Source organism: Shewanella sp. ISS20, from assembly GCF_056522965.1.
This window is the reverse complement of record NZ_JAWRZK010000001.1, coordinates 3,585,369-3,602,729: the sequence shown is the minus strand read 5'-3', so window position 1 is coordinate 3,602,729 and position 17,361 is coordinate 3,585,369. Positions and strand designations below refer to the sequence as shown.

13 protein-coding genes and 1 pseudogene are annotated in these 17,361 nt (G+C 46.1%); 4 read left to right on the top strand and 10 right to left on the bottom strand.

Annotation, left to right across the window (positions count from 1 at the left end; translation table 11 throughout):
* Positions 1-98: 98 nt before the first annotated feature.
* Positions 99-620 carry a menaquinone-dependent protoporphyrinogen IX dehydrogenase gene (gene hemG, locus AC1HDP_RS16395; RefSeq protein WP_479639567.1) on the bottom strand — a complete coding sequence of 174 codons (522 nt, stop codon included), beginning with the start codon at positions 618-620 and terminating at the stop codon, positions 99-101.
* Between the two features lie 250 nt (positions 621-870).
* On the opposite strand from hemG, the gene AC1HDP_RS16390 reads away from it, so the two are divergent.
* Positions 871-1,710 (top strand): TIGR03899 family protein, encoded by an 840-nt coding sequence (locus tag AC1HDP_RS16390; RefSeq protein WP_479639566.1) that lies wholly within the window; start codon positions 871-873, stop codon positions 1,708-1,710.
* A gap of 108 nt (positions 1,711-1,818) precedes the next feature.
* Here AC1HDP_RS16390 and AC1HDP_RS16385 read toward each other — a convergent pair whose 3' ends face one another.
* Positions 1,819-1,977, bottom strand: coding sequence for a hypothetical protein (locus AC1HDP_RS16385; RefSeq protein WP_479639565.1), 159 nt, complete (start codon positions 1,975-1,977; stop codon positions 1,819-1,821).
* A gap of 465 nt (positions 1,978-2,442) precedes the next feature.
* Between AC1HDP_RS16385 and AC1HDP_RS16380 the strand changes: the two genes are divergently transcribed.
* The gene (locus AC1HDP_RS16380) at positions 2,443-3,954 is read left to right on the top strand and encodes an SIR2 family protein (protein WP_479639564.1); all 1,512 of its coding nucleotides are present in this window, start codon (positions 2,443-2,445) and stop codon (positions 3,952-3,954) included.
* A gap of 199 nt (positions 3,955-4,153) precedes the next feature.
* On the opposite strand, the pseudogene AC1HDP_RS16375 reads toward AC1HDP_RS16380, so the two are convergent.
* Positions 4,154-4,456, bottom strand: a pseudogene (locus AC1HDP_RS16375) (adenylyl-sulfate kinase); the annotation flags it as partial.
* A 284-nt stretch (positions 4,457-4,740) separates the two neighbouring features.
* On the opposite strand from AC1HDP_RS16375, the gene adhE reads away from it, so the two are divergent.
* The gene (gene adhE / locus AC1HDP_RS16370; protein ID WP_479639563.1) at positions 4,741-7,344 is read left to right on the top strand and encodes a bifunctional acetaldehyde-CoA/alcohol dehydrogenase; all 2,604 of its coding nucleotides are present in this window, start codon (positions 4,741-4,743) and stop codon (positions 7,342-7,344) included.
* A 398-nt stretch (positions 7,345-7,742) separates the two neighbouring features.
* Here adhE and cysC read toward each other — a convergent pair whose 3' ends face one another.
* The 5 genes from cysC to cobA form a co-directional block, all read right to left on the bottom strand.
* Positions 7,743-8,396: an adenylyl-sulfate kinase gene (cysC, locus tag AC1HDP_RS16365; protein WP_479639562.1), complete on the bottom strand. Its 654-nt coding sequence runs from the start codon at positions 8,394-8,396 to the stop codon at positions 7,743-7,745.
* 15 nt (positions 8,397-8,411) lie between these two features.
* Complete coding sequence (locus AC1HDP_RS16360; protein WP_479639561.1) at positions 8,412-10,172, bottom strand: SLC13 family permease; 1,761 nt, start codon at positions 10,170-10,172, stop codon at positions 8,412-8,414.
* Between the two features lie 5 nt (positions 10,173-10,177).
* Positions 10,178-11,575, bottom strand: a complete 1,398-nt coding sequence (gene cysN, locus AC1HDP_RS16355; RefSeq protein ID WP_479639560.1) for a sulfate adenylyltransferase subunit CysN — start codon at positions 11,573-11,575, stop codon at positions 10,178-10,180.
* Between the two features lie 15 nt (positions 11,576-11,590).
* Complete coding sequence (gene cysD, locus AC1HDP_RS16350) at positions 11,591-12,499, bottom strand: sulfate adenylyltransferase subunit CysD (RefSeq protein ID WP_140931133.1); 909 nt, start codon at positions 12,497-12,499, stop codon at positions 11,591-11,593.
* 93 nt (positions 12,500-12,592) lie between these two features.
* Positions 12,593-13,405, bottom strand: a complete 813-nt coding sequence (gene cobA / locus AC1HDP_RS16345) for a uroporphyrinogen-III C-methyltransferase (protein WP_479639559.1) — start codon at positions 13,403-13,405, stop codon at positions 12,593-12,595.
* A 380-nt stretch (positions 13,406-13,785) separates the two neighbouring features.
* Here cobA and AC1HDP_RS16340 point away from each other — a divergent pair, with 380 nt between their 5' ends.
* Positions 13,786-15,438, top strand: a complete 1,653-nt coding sequence (locus AC1HDP_RS16340; protein WP_479639558.1) for a S41 family peptidase — start codon at positions 13,786-13,788, stop codon at positions 15,436-15,438.
* Positions 15,439-15,652: 214 nt separating this feature from the next.
* Here the strand turns inward: AC1HDP_RS16340 and AC1HDP_RS16335 are convergent, their stop codons facing one another.
* Both AC1HDP_RS16335 and AC1HDP_RS16330 read right to left on the bottom strand, forming a co-directional pair.
* Entirely contained in the window at positions 15,653-16,477 is an 825-nt protein-coding gene (locus AC1HDP_RS16335; RefSeq protein ID WP_479639557.1) for a hypothetical protein, read from the bottom strand.
* A gap of 51 nt (positions 16,478-16,528) precedes the next feature.
* Complete coding sequence (locus AC1HDP_RS16330; RefSeq protein ID WP_479639556.1) at positions 16,529-17,344, bottom strand: hypothetical protein; 816 nt, start codon at positions 17,342-17,344, stop codon at positions 16,529-16,531.
* Between the last annotated feature and the right edge of the window lie 17 nt (positions 17,345-17,361).

Below are 17,361 nucleotides of genomic sequence, written 5' to 3'. Positions count from 1 at the left end.
AACAACTGAATGGGGCTACTACTAATAGCTAAACACATGACTCAATAAAAAACGCATGCTAAACATGCGTTAAGGCGTTCATCAACTCAGAGACAGAGTTAGCGCGCTTGGTGAAAACGTTTGGCTAATGCGCTGACTTTATCCCAATCGGTAAAAGTAATGTCGGTATCAGGCGCCGTAGGCCCTTTGGTCATCCACATGATAAAGCGAATGATATTTCTATCCATAGTGCCTAAGCCTGGGTAATTTAAGCGCCCACCGAAGACTTCTAAAATTGGTGGCTGCCACTCGATTTGCTTTAAGAAGGCCTGCATATACGCATTAGTTGTTGGCGTATTTTTACCAGGTTTACGCGCCACTAAACTCACCGAAAAAAAGCCACACACTTTTTGCTCCAGCGCCGCCTGATGTTGGCGCATGTAAGACACTAACGCTGCTTGATGCTTACCGTGGCGAATACTGCCGCCAATCAATACTTTATCAAATCCACTTAAGGCTGGGGCAGTGGCTAACGCAGCCAAGGTGACATCATCGCCCATGGCTTGCAGTTGCGTTTGCAAACGCTCACAAATGAGCTGCGTATGACCATGAACGCTTGCATATAAAATCAGTGTTTTCACTGTGGTATCTACCCGTTAATTAGCTAAATCTATGAGTTTGAGTGTAGAAGATAGTCAGGGCTGAGTATTTGAGAGAGATCACGCCATCTGTCCCCAGTTCGGCAAATATTCAACAAAACGCAAACTATTTCACAAATATTATGAATAACAATATGCTAGTGATTAATACTAATAACAAGAACGGCTAGCGAGTCAATCGACATCGGAGTACGCCAGCGCCACATGACATTAGCCAAGGAGTGAGATCTTAATGACAGATAAGCCTTACGTTCCAGTGCAGGCGCAGCACATTCAGGACAAAGCCATCTCAGCCCGCCAAAAAACCTTGTTAATTGGCCGCCACTTAGGCTTGGCTAGCGATCACTATTATCAAGCCAGTGAAGCGAGCTTAAGTGAGCGCAGCGCCAAACGCCAACAATTATTAGAAGAACAATATCAGCAAAACCTTGAAACCATTTATAAAATTTCGCTATCTATCACGCCATCAGACGTCACAGGCTCTGAGCTTGATAGCGACTGGACCATGCAATTTCTGCAATTAGCCAAGCAAATAAGTCATAGCAAGATGCAAGAGTTATGGGCGCGCATACTGGCCAGCGAAGTAGTAAAACCCGGCCAATTCAGTATTCGTAGTCTACAAGTGTTGCAACAACTCACTCAGCGCGAAGCCATTATTTTAGAGCGAGCTAAATCTTTATCCGGCAACTTAGATAACGATCCGCACTTAATTCTGCTTAGCGGCTATCGCAATACCAGCGGGCTACGGCAATATTGGCGCAAACCGGTCAATACAGGTTTGCCACTCAGTCAATTTGGCCTGCCCTATTCCGCCATACTCACCTTGCAAGAAGCTGGCATACTCCACAAGAGTGAATTTGAAACAGGCTTGCTGGCGCCGAAACAAGTTATCAGTTGGCATAATCAACAAGAGTTACTACAGCTGCGGCCCAAGCACGCCAAGTTAGTGTTAACTTATTATCGCTTTACGCCCATAGGAGATGAATTAGTGCAGCTAATAGGCTCGCGCCACGACAGCCCTTACTGGCAAGCCATGCGCACCTTGTTTGCTCGCGATTTTCAGTGGCTATAATGACTTATCTCGCGCTAATGCCTTATATCGCGCCTTAGTTATGCGGCAAACTAGCTTAAACCGACGACTTTAAGCTAACTATTCCCTTACTGCTGGCTTACTGCTGGCTTACTGCTGGCTTACTGCCAGAGTAAATACCCAGCGATTGTGATTAACATGATTAAGCTTGGATAAAAGCACAAGACAAACCCAAGGGCCCGCGATGGCGCCTAAGCCCACTAGTGCCATTCCCTTTAACACGCAGATTTGCTTATGAGTAGGAGCCATATCCACCTCCTTGTGCCTTAGCCACTTAGTCACTTAGTCACTTAGTCACTTAGTCACTTAGTCACTTAACTTGATATCACCTCTTAAGCGCGTGGACTAACTTAATTTAAACAAGTAGTTAATTAGTGTTTTTGGTGTTGGGTGGGGAAGTGCGGCATTTAGCTAAGAGGTGGGACGTATTGTTTAGCGTATTGTCAGGCGCCTTACACGCCGCAAGCACCCCCCTGTAGTCTCGCCCCCGACAACACACTATCTAAGCTGACTATCCCACCAAATGGTCAGGTTAGCGCTTGAACATCGAGTCAACCAATGAATTCCACACTACTTCAACATTCGTAATAAGGTAAAAAACAGAAAATACACTCTAGGTGTTTGAAAATAATGGTTTCTTTTTCATTTATGGGATTGGCGCTAGGTTAATCACTTGCGGTAGACTGTCGGCAACATTAGTTGGCTGGAATAGAAATGAACATACAAGAGTTTATTGGACAGTACCGAAACCACCCTGTGTTATTCGTAGGTGCAGGTCTAAGTCTACGCTATTTAAATAATGCATTTACATGGGATGGTTTATTAAAAAATATTGCATTTGAGCTTAAAGACAACAATGAGTTTTACCTTGATATTAAAGCAGAGTGTCGAGTTAACGGTAAGTATGACTACACAAAGGTAGCATCAAAGATTGAAGATGAGTTTAATGAAATCCTATGTAAGGATAGAAATGGAAAATTCAAGAAAATCAATGATATTTTCTATCAGGAAATGGAAAGAGAGAATTGCCTTAGCCGTTTTAAAATTTATATTTCACAACTTGTAAGCAATCTTGATTATAAGGATGAAAAACGGGAAGAACTTGCTGAGCTAAAAAAAATTCGTAAAAACATAGGTTCAGTAATCACCACAAATTATGATGGACTAATAGAGGATGTTTTTAGTTTTGAACCACTGGTGGGCAACGATATATTACTCAGCAATCCATATGGCTCTGTTTATAAAATTCATGGCTGCTGCACTAACCCATCAAAAGTAATTATCACAGAAAATGATTACATGCAGTTCAACGATAAGTATGAGTTAATCAGAGCACAGTTACTTTCCATATTCATTCACAACCCAATCATATTCATGGGATATGGCATCGGTGACGAAAACATTAAGAGTTTACTGAAAACTATTTTTACTTATGTCGAACCAAATTCAGATGATGCAGAAAGAATTCGTAACAACTTCCTTTTAGTTGAGTATGAGCGTGACAATCAATCTCACGAAATTAGTGAGCATGATATCGATTTAGAAGGTTTTTCTACAATTAGAATAAACAAGTTAAAAACTGATGATTTCAATGAAATCTATAAATCACTTTCTAATTTAAACTTACCAGTTTCGGCAATGGATATTAGAAAAGTTCAAAGTATTGTTAAAGACATCTATTCCGGTGCTAGTGCTGATGGTAGCAGTATAAAGGTCAACATCACTGAAGATATTGACTCACTTGACAATAGCGATAAGATCCTTGTCATAGGGTCTTCAAAATCAATAACATACGAGCACAAGAGTGCTGCAAGCTTTATGTCTGACTACTTTGGTATTGTAGAAGAATCTAACCATCATTTAATTAGATTAATAGATGCTATTAACATCGCGGTCAGTCAATGGTTCCCGATATATGCATTTGACCAAATTTATAATGAACTTGATAAGGCTACAATTTTAAAAGAACAGCAACTAAGAAAAATTGAAGACTACATTGGAGGTTTACCTAACACCGTTGAAACTACTCACACTTGCTTAAAAGATATATTTGATGATGACTCTGTTACTCGTGCGAATGAACTGAATGCGATCACCTGGTCAATATGGAATAAAAAAATACCTTTAGGTGAGGTAGAGACATTTCTTAGAAGTATGCCTGATAAAAAGGGGACTGGCTATAGAAGACTGCTTTGCGCCTACGACTACATAAAGTATTGTAAATAAATGACAAAATCATTTAACTAAGAAATAAGACAATTACTACCGCCATTATATACAACCAATGAACTTAGCCTTGGCATGGATGCCGTGGCTATTCAAAATTTCAGAGTGCATCAAAATGTAAGGCTCCCATCAACTCAAGCACTGATATCTTTAGCTTTAATAATTTCCAGTGGATCATTAAGGTTTCGACTTGTCTATCAAGCTCGCCATTACGCGCACTGACAGACAAGCCTTTGGGATCGCGCGCTTCACAGACGCTAAGTGGTGTGGCGACATGAATTTCAATATATTGACCCGCTAGAACGCTGGCTCGAATAGCATCGCGCTCACTGCGAGCGGGCGATATAAAAGCCGATAACACCACTAAGCCCGCATCAAGTATTAACTTGGCAATTTCCCCAACCCAGCGCAAATCCTCATCTCTATCAGCTTCGCTAAAGCCTAAATCCTTGCATAAACCATGACGGACATTATTGCCATCGAGCAGATAAGTGTGATGCCAAACGGCAAAAATCATTTATTTATCATTGAATTAAAATGACGAGATCAATTCTGGCCTTTTTTAGAATTTCTTTCTCCATGCATAATTCTTGGTTGAGGGCGTTCAGCACCCTGTGACAGCTCAAAATTCAAACAAACAGGTTGTGCTTGTTGTAATTTCATTACGTAAAGTTGCAACATTGTCGCTTGCGTCACACCATAAACCCAGTTTTCGGTGTAATTTTCTATCACAAAGAGGATTTAGTGAATGCCTTGCTTCACTAAATCTTTTTAGGAGTATTAATCGTGATAGTGACCAATGCACAAGAACTGGATCTGATGATCGAGCGTGTGGCGAAAGCCCAGGCCGAATATGCAACCTTCAGTCAAGCCCAAGTCGATAGCATTTTCCGTGCTGCCGCCCTTGCCGCCGCCGATGCGCGTATTTCGCTGGCGAAAATGGCCGCGGCAGAAACTCGCATGGGGGTGGTTGAAGACAAAGTGATCAAAAACCACTTTGCTTCTGAGTACATTTATAACAAATACAAAGATGAAAAAACCTGCGGGATTTTATCTGAAGATGTCACCTTCGGCACTATCACCATTGCCGAACCCGTTGGCATCATCTGCGGCATAGTGCCCACCACCAACCCGACATCGACCGCGATATTTAAGGCATTAATCAGCCTTAAAACCCGTAATGCGATCATCTTCTCGCCCCACCCAAGGGCCAAAAACTCGACCACAACCGCAGCAAGATTAGTGCTGGACGCCGCCATTGCGGCTGGTGCGCCTAAGGATATCATTGGCTGGATTGATGAACCCAGCGTCGCACTATCGAATCAATTAATGACTCATTCTAAGGTTAATTTGATCCTCGCAACCGGTGGCCCGGGTATGGTAAAAGCCGCCTACTCTTCCGGTAAACCTGCTATTGGGGTCGGTGCGGGTAACACGCCGATTGTGATTGATGAAACCGCCGACATCAAACGGGCAGTCAGCTCAATATTAATGTCGAAAACCTTCGACAACGGCGTGGTCTGCGCCTCAGAGCAAGCTGTGATTGTGGTCGACAGTATTTATGAGCAGGTCAAAGAGCGTTTCGCGACTCACGGTGGTTACATACTCTCGAAAGATGAAACCGCGGCGATGCAACAGGTTATTTTAAAAAATGGCAGTTTGAATGCCGATATCGTTGGTCAAAGTGCCGCCAGTATCGCGCAAATGGCGGGCTTTGAAGTTCCTCATTGGACCAAGGTGCTGATTGGTGAAGTCACCGACATTGGCGACAGCGAAGCCTTCGCCCATGAAAAACTCTCTCCACTGCTTGGCATGTACCGTGCCATCGACTTTAACGATGCTATGGATAAAGCTGAAGCCTTAGTCGCCCTTGGGGGCATTGGTCATACTTCTGGGCTTTATACCGACCAAGACACGCAAACCGAACGTGTGCATGCCTTTGGTTTTAGAATGAAAACGGCGCGCATCTTGATCAACACCCCAGCTTCGCAGGGGGGCATTGGCGATTTGTACAACTTCAAACTAGCACCTTCACTCACCTTAGGTTGCGGCTCTTGGGGCGGCAACTCGATTTCGGAAAACGTGGGTCCAAGTCATTTGATCAACAAGAAAACTGTCGCTAAGAGGGCCGAAAACATGTTGTGGCACAAGCTTCCTGCATCTATTTATTTCCGCCGCGGCAGTTTACCAATAGCACTGGAAGAACTGAGCGATAAAAAACGCGCGCTGATCATCACCGACAGATTTTTGTTTAACCACGGTTATTGCGACGAAACCATGCGGATTTTAAAGGCCCAAGGCCTTGAAACCGAAATATTTTACGATGTCGAAGCCGATCCTACTTTAGCCATAGTTCGCCAAGGGGCAAAGGTCGCTCAAAACTTTAAGCCCGATGTGATTATCGCCCTAGGCGGTGGCTCACCTATGGATGCGGCTAAGATTATTTGGGTGCTGTACGAACATCCAGAGGTTGATTTTGCAGATCTAGCCTTGCGCTTTATGGACATTCGTAAACGTATCTACAAGTTCCCTAAGATGGGCACCAAGGCCATGATGGTGGCTATTCCCACCACCTCAGGTACAGGTTCTGAAGTCACGCCTTTTGCGGTTGTGACCGATGAAGTCACAGGGAAAAAATATCCGATTGCTGATTATCAACTCACGCCTAATATGGCGATTGTTGACCCAAATCTGGTGATGGATATGCCTAAATCCCTCACCGCCTTTGGTGGCATAGATGCGGTCACCCACGCCCTTGAAGCTTATGTCAGCGTGATGGCGAACGAATACAGCGACGGCCAAGCACTGCAAGCCCTCGATTTACTGTGCAAATATTTACCCGATGCCTACCACTTAGGTTCACAAGCGCCTGTCGCCCGTGAAAAAGTTCACAATGGCGCCACCATTGCAGGTATCGCCTTTGCTAACGCTTTCCTCGGGATTTGTCACTCAATGGCGCACAAGTTGGGCGCAGAGTTCCACCTTGCTCACGGCTTAGCCAATGCGTTGCTGATCAACAACGTTATCCGCTTTAACGCAACAGATCTGCCCACTAAGCAAGCGGCATTTAGCCAATACGACCGGCCAAAAGCCCTGTGCCGTTATGCTGCCATTGCCGATCACTTGAAACTCGGCGGAACAACGGATGAAGAAAAAGTTGAACAATTGCTTGAGAAAATCACTCAGCTCAAGAAGTCGATTGGCATTCCTGCTTCTATCCAAGACGCCGGCGTCAACGAAGCCGACTTCCTCGCCAAGTTAGATGAACTAGCCGAAGATGCCTTCGACGATCAATGTACCGGAGCCAACCCCCGTTACCCATTGCTTATCGAGCTGAAACAACTGTTCCTCGATAGCTACTATGGTCGAAACTACAGCGATAATAACTAACATGTGACCTCACTAAACTAGGTCGCTAAGCTAATAAAAAGCCCTTCACTGGTATAAGTGTCAGTAACAGACCTTATACCACAAGGGATTTTTTGCCATTTAACACAGTCTCACTAGGCTTGAAGTGCGAGATAATGGCTGCCATGAGAGATTAGATTAGCGCCATGCACAAGCTCAATAAATCGGCAAGATGTTAACGAGCACAAGATTGACTTAAATGGGTCGAAACGGGTGTTAGCAGTAGATACTGCTCTTGATTAACACTTAATTAGGCTGGCACACGCCACAGGGAGATAAAGTCTAGGCTAGGCTCTGAGCTGTCATTCATATTGACATGATATGTGATACTTAAGGTAGAGGCTTATGCCCCTCAAATACATGAAGGGCATGTCATCAACTCAAGCGTTAATATCTTTGGCTTTAATAATTTCCAGCGCGGTGAGATAGGTCATTAAGGTATCAACTTGCCTATCAAGCTCGCCTTTACTGGTGTCTATGGTGAGTTCAGCGGCTAATGGCGCTTCGTAGGGGGCGGAAATACCGGTGAAATTAGCAATTTTGCCCTTACGCGCACTGACATATAAGCCTTTAGGATCGCGCGCTTCACAAACGGTCAGTGGTGTGGCCACATGAATTTCAATAAATTGCCCCGCGGGCACGCTGGCGCGAATAGCATCGCGCTCACTGCGAGTGGGCGATATAAAGGCCGATAACACCACTAAGCCAGCATCTAGCATTAACTTGGCAACTTCCCCAACGCGGCGTAAATTCTCATCCCTATCCGCTTCGCTAAAGCCTAAATCCTTGCATAAACCATGGCGGACATTATCGCCATCGAGCAGATACGTGTGATGCCCAGCGGCAAATAAGGCTTGCTCTAAGGCGCCAGCTAAGGTGGATTTACCCGCGCCAGAAAGCCCAGTAAACCATAAGATCACAGGTTGCTGCTGCTTTTGCGCGGCGCGCTCAAACCCAGTGACCAGATGCTGATGCCACACTATATCTTGCCCTTGAATAACCTCGGCAACTGGCGCTGATACTGCTGATTTCATACACACCTCACATCATTAAAAAGGAAAGCATAAAGGCACTAAGATGAGCACCGCGGCCGAATACACTATGGAGACAGGTAACCCCAGGCGCACAAAATCTTTAAACTGGTAATTACCGGCCGATTGCACCATTAAGTGGGTTTGATAACCATAAGGGCAAATAAAGCTGGCACTGGCGCCAAACAGTACCGCAAAAATAAATGGGCGAGTATCAACGCCATAACTCATGGCCACCGCATAAGCGATAGGAAAAGCTAAGGCGGCCGCGGCATTATTGGTCATGAGTTCAGTGAGCGCTAGCGTTAAAAAATACACTAAGATAAAGGCGGCCATGACGCCCATACCGCCACTCATAGTAAGCAAGCTTTTAGCTAAATTATCAGCAAGCCCCGAGGCCAACATTAAGTTGGCCAGACTCAAGGCGCTGCCCACCACCAGTGTTAACCCGATAGGAAAACGGCTACGGATTTCATCTAAGGTGATAGCCCCTATACCAACATAAAATAACAGCAATAGGCTTAAGCCCTTAGCTAAAGGAACCCACTCCAACACGCTTAATAAAATAGTGAGGGCAAACGTCGCTAACACTGTGGTATTGCGTTTTTTATCTAAACGCACACTGATATCAAGGCCACTGATGGCTAAGAAATCATGATTAAGATCAGGGTGCTGGCGAAAGGTTTTGCCCGGTGCTAGCACTAACATATCGCCCGCCATGAGCTCAATATCGCCAAGCCCCCCTTTTAATGGCTCAGCACCGCGGCGAATCGCCACCACAGCGGCATCAAAATGCTCACGAAACTGCGCCTGTTTGAGTGAGCGCCCAACTAAAGCCGATGCTGGCGATATGACGGCTTCCAGTAAATTTTGGCCGCGAGCCTGCTGCTTACCAAACCACTCTAAGCCATCAAATTGCTCCAGTACTGCCATGGCATCCACAGCGCCAGAGAAACGTAACACATCACTGGGTTGCAGCACTAATCCTGGCGGTACTGGGCAAATACGTATGCCGCCGCGCTCAAGCTCCACCAAATATAAATGCTTAAGGGCGCGTAAGTGATTGTCTTGCACACTCTTACCCACCAAGTTGCTGTTAGCAATCACCCGCGCTTCTAACAAATACCAGCCTTGCTGCGCGCTGCCCACTTGCCTGTCGGGCAAGTACATGGCGCCTAACACTAAGACGATTAAGCCCGCAATGGCAGCGACTATGCCTACCTGAGTAAACTCAAAAAAGCCTATAGGTGGCAAGCCTGCCGCCACCACAAAAGAGTTCACTATTAAGGAGGTCGAAGTACCAATTAAGGTTAAAGTGCCGCCTAAAATCGCCGCGTACGATACCGGCAATAACAGCTTAGTGGGCGCATGACCTGTGTTATGGCGCACTGCGCCAATTAACGACGCCACCACAGCTGTGTTATTGGTAAATGATGAAATTAGGGCCGTAGAAATACTTAAACGGGATAGGGTTGAGGCTAATGAACCGCGGCCAATGGCGCGGCTCATTTGAGTTAATATGCGAGTTTTCTCTAATGCTTGGGTGACTAGCAGCAAGAGCACTAAGGTCACTAAGCCTTCATTGGCAAAGTTAGTCAGTAGCCCTTGCAAGCTCACGTAACCCAATAAATAACAACTCACCGCAGCTAAGCTAAATAGCAACGCAGGACTCGATACCCCTCGAATCAAGCCTATGACTAAGGCGATTAAAATCAAACCTATGCCAAAGGGCTCAACCGATATCCATAACTGATTAGCAGCACTGAACCATGTGGACATTATGCTTACTCCAAGGTGGCAATATCTATGGCTTGCCAATGCGGATATTGGCTGCGAATAAGCGCATTGAACTGCTTTTCAAAATCACTAAATTGCGCCTTAGGTGCTTGATTAACACTGGCCACCAGCATGGCCGCAGCAACTGTGGCATTGCTGAGCCTATCAATTAAAATCACGCTGCCGCTGTGGCGTAATTGTTGATAAGCATCAAAGGCTAATGGCTCACTTAAGCGTAAATTTACCCGAGCTATGCCGTTTAAATGCAGGCTAGTGGCCGCCAATTGTTGATAGCTATTGACGTCTAACTGGTATTCAATCGCCGTCACTGTTGCCTGAATTAATTTATGGCCAGCTTTAACATTGTAAAGTTTGCCAAGCACCAGTGGCGCTTCATCCATCCATACCAGATCGGCGCTCACTTCACTGGCTAATTGCGGCGGCGCATCAACACTTGCCAGCATATCGCCGCGGGAAATATCCAGCTCATGGTTTAAGGTCACAGTAATGGCTTGCCCAGCAATGGCGCGCGGTAAGTCGCCATCAAAGGTCACGATTCTGGCAACGGTTGAGCGTTTAGCAGAAGGCAGCGCGATTATCTCATCACCAACCGCTAAGGTGCCGCTTTGCAAGGTGCCTGCATAGCCGCGAAAATCAAGATTTGGGCGCTGCACATACTGCACAGCTAAGCGCACTGGCTCAGTATTAAGCGAGCGCCTTGTATCAATAGTTTCTAACAAGCTCAATAAGCTTTGGCCTTGATACCAAGGCATATGCTCACTGCCATTAACTACGTTATCCCCCACTAAGGCAGAGACAGGAACATAGTTAATGGTCAGTTCGCCAAGTTCAGCGGCAAAACTGGCAACATCATCAACAATTTGCTGATAACGACTTTGCGAGTAAGCCACTAAATCCATTTTATTAATGGCAACAACCAGATGCTTAATCCCAAGTAAGGAGGCAATTAACGCATGACGGCGAGTTTGACGCTGCACGCCATGGCGCGCATCCACCAGCACTATGGCAAGCTCACAGGTTGACGCGCCTGTGGCCATATTGCGGGTATATTGCTCATGGCCTGGGGTATCAGCAATGATGAATTTGCGCTTATCGGTAGAGAAATAACGATAGGCGACATCAATAGTGATCCCTTGCTCGCGCTCGGCCTGCAAGCCATCAACCAACAAGGCTAAATCTAGGGCATCGCCCGTAGTTCCTACCTTGGCACTGTCGGTTTTTAAGCTGGCTAAATGGTCTTCATAAATTTGGGCGCTGTCATACAATAAGCGGCCGATTAAGGTGCTTTTACCATCATCGACACTGCCACAGGTTAATAATCGCAATAAGCTTTTATGTTGCTGCTGCGCTAAATACTGACTCACTGGCTGGGCTGTATTTTTCATTATTGATTCCTCGCCTTAGAAATAACCCTGACGTTTTTTAAGTTCCATTGAGCCACTTTGATCGCTATCTATCAGTCGACCTTCGCGCTCACTTGAGCGAGCCAGCAGCATTTCTTCAATAATGTCATCTAAAGTAATGGCTTGTGATTCCATGGCGGCCGTTAATGGATAACAACCTAAAGTGCGAAACCTGACCGTTAGATGGCGCACTTCATCACTGGCTAATAACGGCATGCGCTCGTCATCCACCATAATGAGCTGGCCTTGGCGCTCCACCACAGGTCGTGGTTTGGCAAAATATAACGGCACGATTTCAATGTTTTCTTGTTTGATGTATTGCCAAATATCCAGCTCAGTCCAGTTAGATAACGGGAACACGCGAATACTTTCGCCAGGGTCAATAGCGGCGTTATAGGTATTCCATAATTCAGGGCGCTGATTTTTAGGGTCCCATCTGTGCTGCTTATCGCGAAACGAATAGACTCGCTCTTTGGCGCGGGATTTCTCTTCATCACGACGCGCGCCGCCAAACGCAGCATCAAACTTATGATGATCTAAGGCTTGTTTAAGCGCTTGGGTCTTCATTATGTCGGTATGCTTAGCGCTGCCATGATCAAAGGGATTAATGCCTTGAGCTAAGCCATCAGGATTAGTGTGCACCAATAAATTCAAGCCAAACTTAGCCACTTGCTGCTCGCGAAAGGCGATCATCTCTTTAAATTTCCAGCCGGTATCTACATGCAGCAAAGGAAATGGCACCTTGCCTGGATAAAACGCCTTACGCGCCAGATGCAGCATCACAGATGAGTCCTTACCAATGGAGTACATCATGACTGGATTGGCAAATTCGGCAGCAACTTCGCGAATAATATGAATGCTCTCAGCTTCTAATTGCGCGAGATGACTGAGTTGTTCTGGGACCATCTTGATTCTCCCTCTTGGCCGCAGCCGTTAAATAAGTACTGAACTAAAAACTGAAATCGTGTTTTCTTAAACAGCTCATTGCAGTGCTATTTATCACTTTGCTAGCTGAGTGCTATATTCCGCCGCATTACCTTCAAACCATTTAAGCTCAGCGGCTAAACGAGTGACTTCACCAATAATCAGCAGCGCTGGCATAGGAATATCTCGCACACTATCGGCGGCTAATTGCGCCAAGGTACAAGGGTGCAAAGTTTGATTATGACGACTCGCATTGGCCACAAAGATGGCGGCAGTATTGGCGTCACGTCCTGCCGCGATAAGATTGGCAGCAATAGTCGCCGCCTTTTCAACCCCCATGTAAATCACTAAGGTCATTTGCGCCGAGCGATATTCTTGCCAACGACTGACATCATCATTTAACGTGTGGCCAGTAATAAAACTAACACTGCGCGCCATTTCTCTATGAGTTAATGGAATGCCGGCATACGCCGCCGCGCCGCTTGCGGCTGTAATGCCGGGCACCACTTGATAAGGCACACCAGCCGCTTTCAAACTTAAGCACTCTTCACCGCCGCGCCCAAAAATAAACGGGTCGCCACCTTTAAGCCGCACAACATGGCGACGGGTATAAGCTTTAGTGATCAAAAGTTGATTGATTTCCGCTTGAGTCGCACTGTGCAAACCTGAACGCTTGCCTACCAAGATACGCTCAGTGGTACTTGGAATGAGCGCTAGGATGTCATCGCTCACTAAGGCGTCAAACAACACGGTATCGGCTTGCTGTAAAGTTCTTAAGGCCTTAATGGTCAATAAGTCAGGATCGCCTGGGCCTGCGCCCACTATGCTCACAAGCCCAGGAGTCGCTGTGGCATAAGCGAGTGATACTACGTCATTTTGCTGCGCCATAGCGCCTCCGCAATCTTCATTATCCAATGTCAGCCACTATAGGCGTAACTTTATAATTAGATAAATAGACAAACGGCAGAGCTTACAACTAAAAGATATATAATGCGCCACGAATCTAGCAGACGACTATTATGCCGTCAGCAAGCCTTAACCTTATGCCCAGCAAGCTAAACTTAGCAGCACTACGCGCCCCTTAGTCCCAGCACACATAACAAATCCCACCAGCGATTTTTGGCGTTAGACAAATTTTTCAACAATACTTATCCACTTTATGGTGAAAGTCAGATGAATCCATGCCCACTCCAGTTCGGAATGGGGCAATCACTCAACGATATCCTTTAGCTGCCGCGCAATTTACGGCAAAAGGTCAAGGAAAGGCGATGCATACGGGTTATCGAACTATCTATATTATCTTGCTTGCAAGTCTTGCCCTGTGCGTAGGGCGCTTAGCAAGCCTGCACTGGCCAGCAGCAACACCGCCAGCAACCTTATCCCAGCAGGAAATTACTGAGGAACTGATTGAACTAGAGGGCTTGCTACAAAGTCACGGTGCGTTTTTGAGCTTAGCTTCAAGCGATTGGTCGATTGAATGGCGCCACTGGCAGAAGCAAATGTTCAAGCTCAGTGAATACGGCATGGCTATCAACGAGTATCAATTACGGTTAAGCCAGCGCTTAAGCCTACTTAACGATCCTAATTTGCATGTCAGTGCCAGTCACTCTTATGTGGCGGCGCAGCAAGACTATGATTATCAAATTGAATACTTTAATGATCATTTTATTGCTAAAAACAATCGCGGCCGCTTGCTGGATAAAACCGCCAGCATAGTCAGTTTTATTGACGGTATGCCACTTTCGCGCTGGATAAATGTCATTCGCACCTTGTTACCCAGATCTCAGTGGCAAGATCAAACTAAGATAGCCGCGCTACTTAGCCAAGCGCATCGACTTAGGCCATTGCTGGGCATAAATCCTGAGCAAGATTTACGTATTACCCTCACCAACAACCGCGGCCAAATTCGCTATCGCCACTTACCTATAAAGGCGCGCAGTACCGCGGTGGGATCTGAGCTATGGCGTCAATATCATCATCTTAAGCTGTCATTGCTGCCGCTACTGCAACGGCCGTGGTTTAATCAAGCCCATGCCAGTGAAACTATTACCTTAACCCCTTCAAAACAAATTAAACCTAAGCCAATTCAAACCAATATTGAACCAGCAAAGAGTGCACAAGATAAACAAGAGTTAGCCTTAGTGCCAAACGTGATAATTACTGAGGTCATCAATCAAGCGCTTATTTTACCGCAAGCCATACCTGTGACCGAGAGTGATGATCCCCCCTCACCTGGGCAAGCCTTAGATGGTGAACATTGGTGGTTAGCCGTTGATGATTTAGCGGCCATGGAAGACAGTCAACTGCAAGCTCAGCTGCAACAAGCCTTACAGTATTACCCAACCGTGATTATCGATATTCGTAAAGCCCATGGCCGCAGTCAAGCGTTACTGCATTTACTCAATCAAAGATTTGGACCCGAGGAGCCCACTCTGCTCGGTGCGACTCAATATACTTTGGGGCATTATCGCAGCGCGCAAACACTGCAACTGTGGGGCTTCTCCCATGAGACTACTAAACAGCAGATTAAGGCGCAGCGCTTAAGCACTCAATTGCAGCGCTTTTTGCCTGCCCGCTCTTCTATGCCGTCAGAGCCTGCGCAAGTGCTACCTGCGCGCGTGCTGTTAGTGACTGGACCTGAATGCATTCAAGAGTGTGAGTGGCTTGCGATTGCTGCGCGCCATTGGCCGCGGGTAGATGTGATAGGTCAAGCGACCCAAGGCCGCACAGGGTTAACTAAAAGTTTTGATTTGCCGCACTCCAAACTGAGCTTACATCTAAGCACTAGCCTTGAGTTTGATGCTAATCAGCAGCTAATTTCAGCCCACGGCATCAATTCAGCCAAGACTTGGGAGCAAATGGCAATGAGTCACCCTGCAAGCTTATTGAGTAAACTGCCGCTTAGCGCCAATAAAAGCTGATGAATTAATCTAGAGGCCAAGTTAACTGTGGCAAATTAACTGTGGCAAATTAACTTGGGCCAATTAACCTTGGCAAAGCTCAATTTAGCATCTGCAAACCATAAAAAAGGAGCCTAGTTGGCTCCTTTTAACTTTTTATGCTTAGCGTCTTTAGGTCCACAGGCTGAACTCTGAGTTAGAGTCAGCCACGACCAAAAGCATTTAAGGCTCAAAATTACTTAACGCTTGGAGTAGATAGCATTTGGGTATTAAAGATAATGCCTTGTGGCGCCATCAAGAGTTCAAAGCCCACTTGCATTGGCTGATTTTGCAGTACCGCGATATCGGCTGGCACTTCTTCACCACTTAACTCTAACGCCATCACTAAAGGCTGATAAATCTTCTGATAATCAACGCCACCGGCAATAATGCCATTAGACACTAACGCCTGCGCCGCTAAACCGTCGGCCCACTGCTTAGCCTTGGCGCCGCTATATACCACTAAATGCTCGCCCTTAATGGCTATCATAGGATCAAGGGGTAAAAAGTCTGGCAGCTGTAAAATAGGGGCCAGCGACACCGGCGTGCCATCGCTAGGAACTTGGATGGATGCAAACATAGGGTCAATATTGGTTAGCAAAGACACTAAGGTGCTCGGGCGTGGAGTCGATACACTCACTGCGGCGTCTAAGGTTTTTAGCTCACCTTGCTCATTTATCTGATAATCAAACAAACTCATGGCTACGCCCATAGCGCCATCAGCCATACCTGCACCCATAGTCACCATAGCAGGGTTCTCTTCTGCCAATGATAATTGCAGCTCACGCAGAGGTTCACACGCAGCGGCAGGTTCAGTCAATTGCAGCCAAATGTCAGCCACTGAACCCGCTAATTTGGCGGTATCAGTACCAAACGCCATAGTCATGATCCGACCATCTAATTGCGTCATACCCGCGGGAATAAAGCCCTGCAAGGCAGAAAGCGCAGTCATCATAGCCGTGTTATTACTTTCGATAACGCTCTTAAGGGTAAACTCAGTGTGATTTGGAGTAATCGACATCTTAGTTGCGCCAATTACAGTCTTTGGCCAATTGCTGGCAATGCTGGCTAATTAGGTTTGGCAGGTAGGGGTTTGCCACACGCTTAAACCACTATCATCACTCGTTGCCATGATTTGTTTAATTTGTGTCGCCAGCAGGCCTGTGTCTTTGCCTGTGATACCATTAACAATCGACTCATGGTTAATGAATGTCAGACTATCTGGCAGCAAACCATGCTTAGTTAGCATCTTGCCAACCATATCCTTGGCAGCTAACGAGTTAGTAATAGGGGTTTTACCGAGCGCCATAGGTAATAGGCTAGGATCGGCTTGCTTAATATCAAGGGTCAGTGTCATCCAGCCGTCTTGATAAGCCACCACTAACGCCGCCTCTTCATCAAAGATGTAGCGGCGAACGTCAACACCATCAATAGTCCCTGCTTCCATTTTCACAGAGCTAGCAGCGGCGGCCTTGTCAAATTGAGCATTCATGGCATTCGGATTGGCGATTTGCCATTTAGCCACAGGCAATAAACCTAAGGTATAGAAATAAGCTTGGATGTTATCACTCATGCCAAAGCCCGCTAATAAGGCATTAGGATCAGGCAATAAGGTCATGTACTGCTTGTATAACGAGAAAAAGAACTGCTCAGTTGGGCCTGTGCCTACTACCTCAGCTAGCGCGTCGTCTTGATATACATCTTTGATATTATTTAGATAATCTTTGATTGGAAACGGGGTTAATTGGCCAGAGAAAAACGGCGTGTCGGCGGGGATATGCACCAATATGGTCATATCTCCGCCCTTTTTCATCGATGTTTCTTGGCTTATCCAATAACCCACACCGCCAATAATAATTAGCACGATTATGGTTAACAGGTTTTTCATGCATGCTCCCGCAGCTA

Bases quoted from the DNA above. Each gene is read 5' to 3' on its own strand.
- cysD (WP_140931133.1), bottom strand. From the start codon at position 12,499: ATGGTCCCAGAACAACTCAGTCATCTCGCGCAATTAGAAGCTGAGAGC.
- AC1HDP_RS16385 (WP_479639565.1), bottom strand. From the start codon at position 1,977: ATGGCTCCTACTCATAAGCAAATCTGCGTGTTAAAGGGAATGGCACTA.
- AC1HDP_RS16360 (WP_479639561.1), bottom strand. From the start codon at position 10,172: ATGTCCACATGGTTCAGTGCTGCTAATCAGTTATGGATATCGGTTGAG.
- AC1HDP_RS16340 (WP_479639558.1), top strand. From the start codon at position 13,786: ATGCATACGGGTTATCGAACTATCTATATTATCTTGCTTGCAAGTCTT.
- AC1HDP_RS16335 (WP_479639557.1), bottom strand. From the start codon at position 16,477: ATGTCGATTACTCCAAATCACACTGAGTTTACCCTTAAGAGCGTTATC.
- cysC (WP_479639562.1), bottom strand. From the start codon at position 8,396: ATGAAATCAGCAGTATCAGCGCCAGTTGCCGAGGTTATTCAAGGGCAA.
- cysN (WP_479639560.1), bottom strand. From the start codon at position 11,575: ATGAAAAATACAGCCCAGCCAGTGAGTCAGTATTTAGCGCAGCAGCAA.
- AC1HDP_RS16390 (WP_479639566.1), top strand. From the start codon at position 871: ATGACAGATAAGCCTTACGTTCCAGTGCAGGCGCAGCACATTCAGGAC.
- AC1HDP_RS16380 (WP_479639564.1), top strand. From the start codon at position 2,443: ATGAACATACAAGAGTTTATTGGACAGTACCGAAACCACCCTGTGTTA.
- AC1HDP_RS16330 (WP_479639556.1), bottom strand. From the start codon at position 17,344: ATGAAAAACCTGTTAACCATAATCGTGCTAATTATTATTGGCGGTGTG.
- cobA (WP_479639559.1), bottom strand. From the start codon at position 13,405: ATGGCGCAGCAAAATGACGTAGTATCACTCGCTTATGCCACAGCGACT.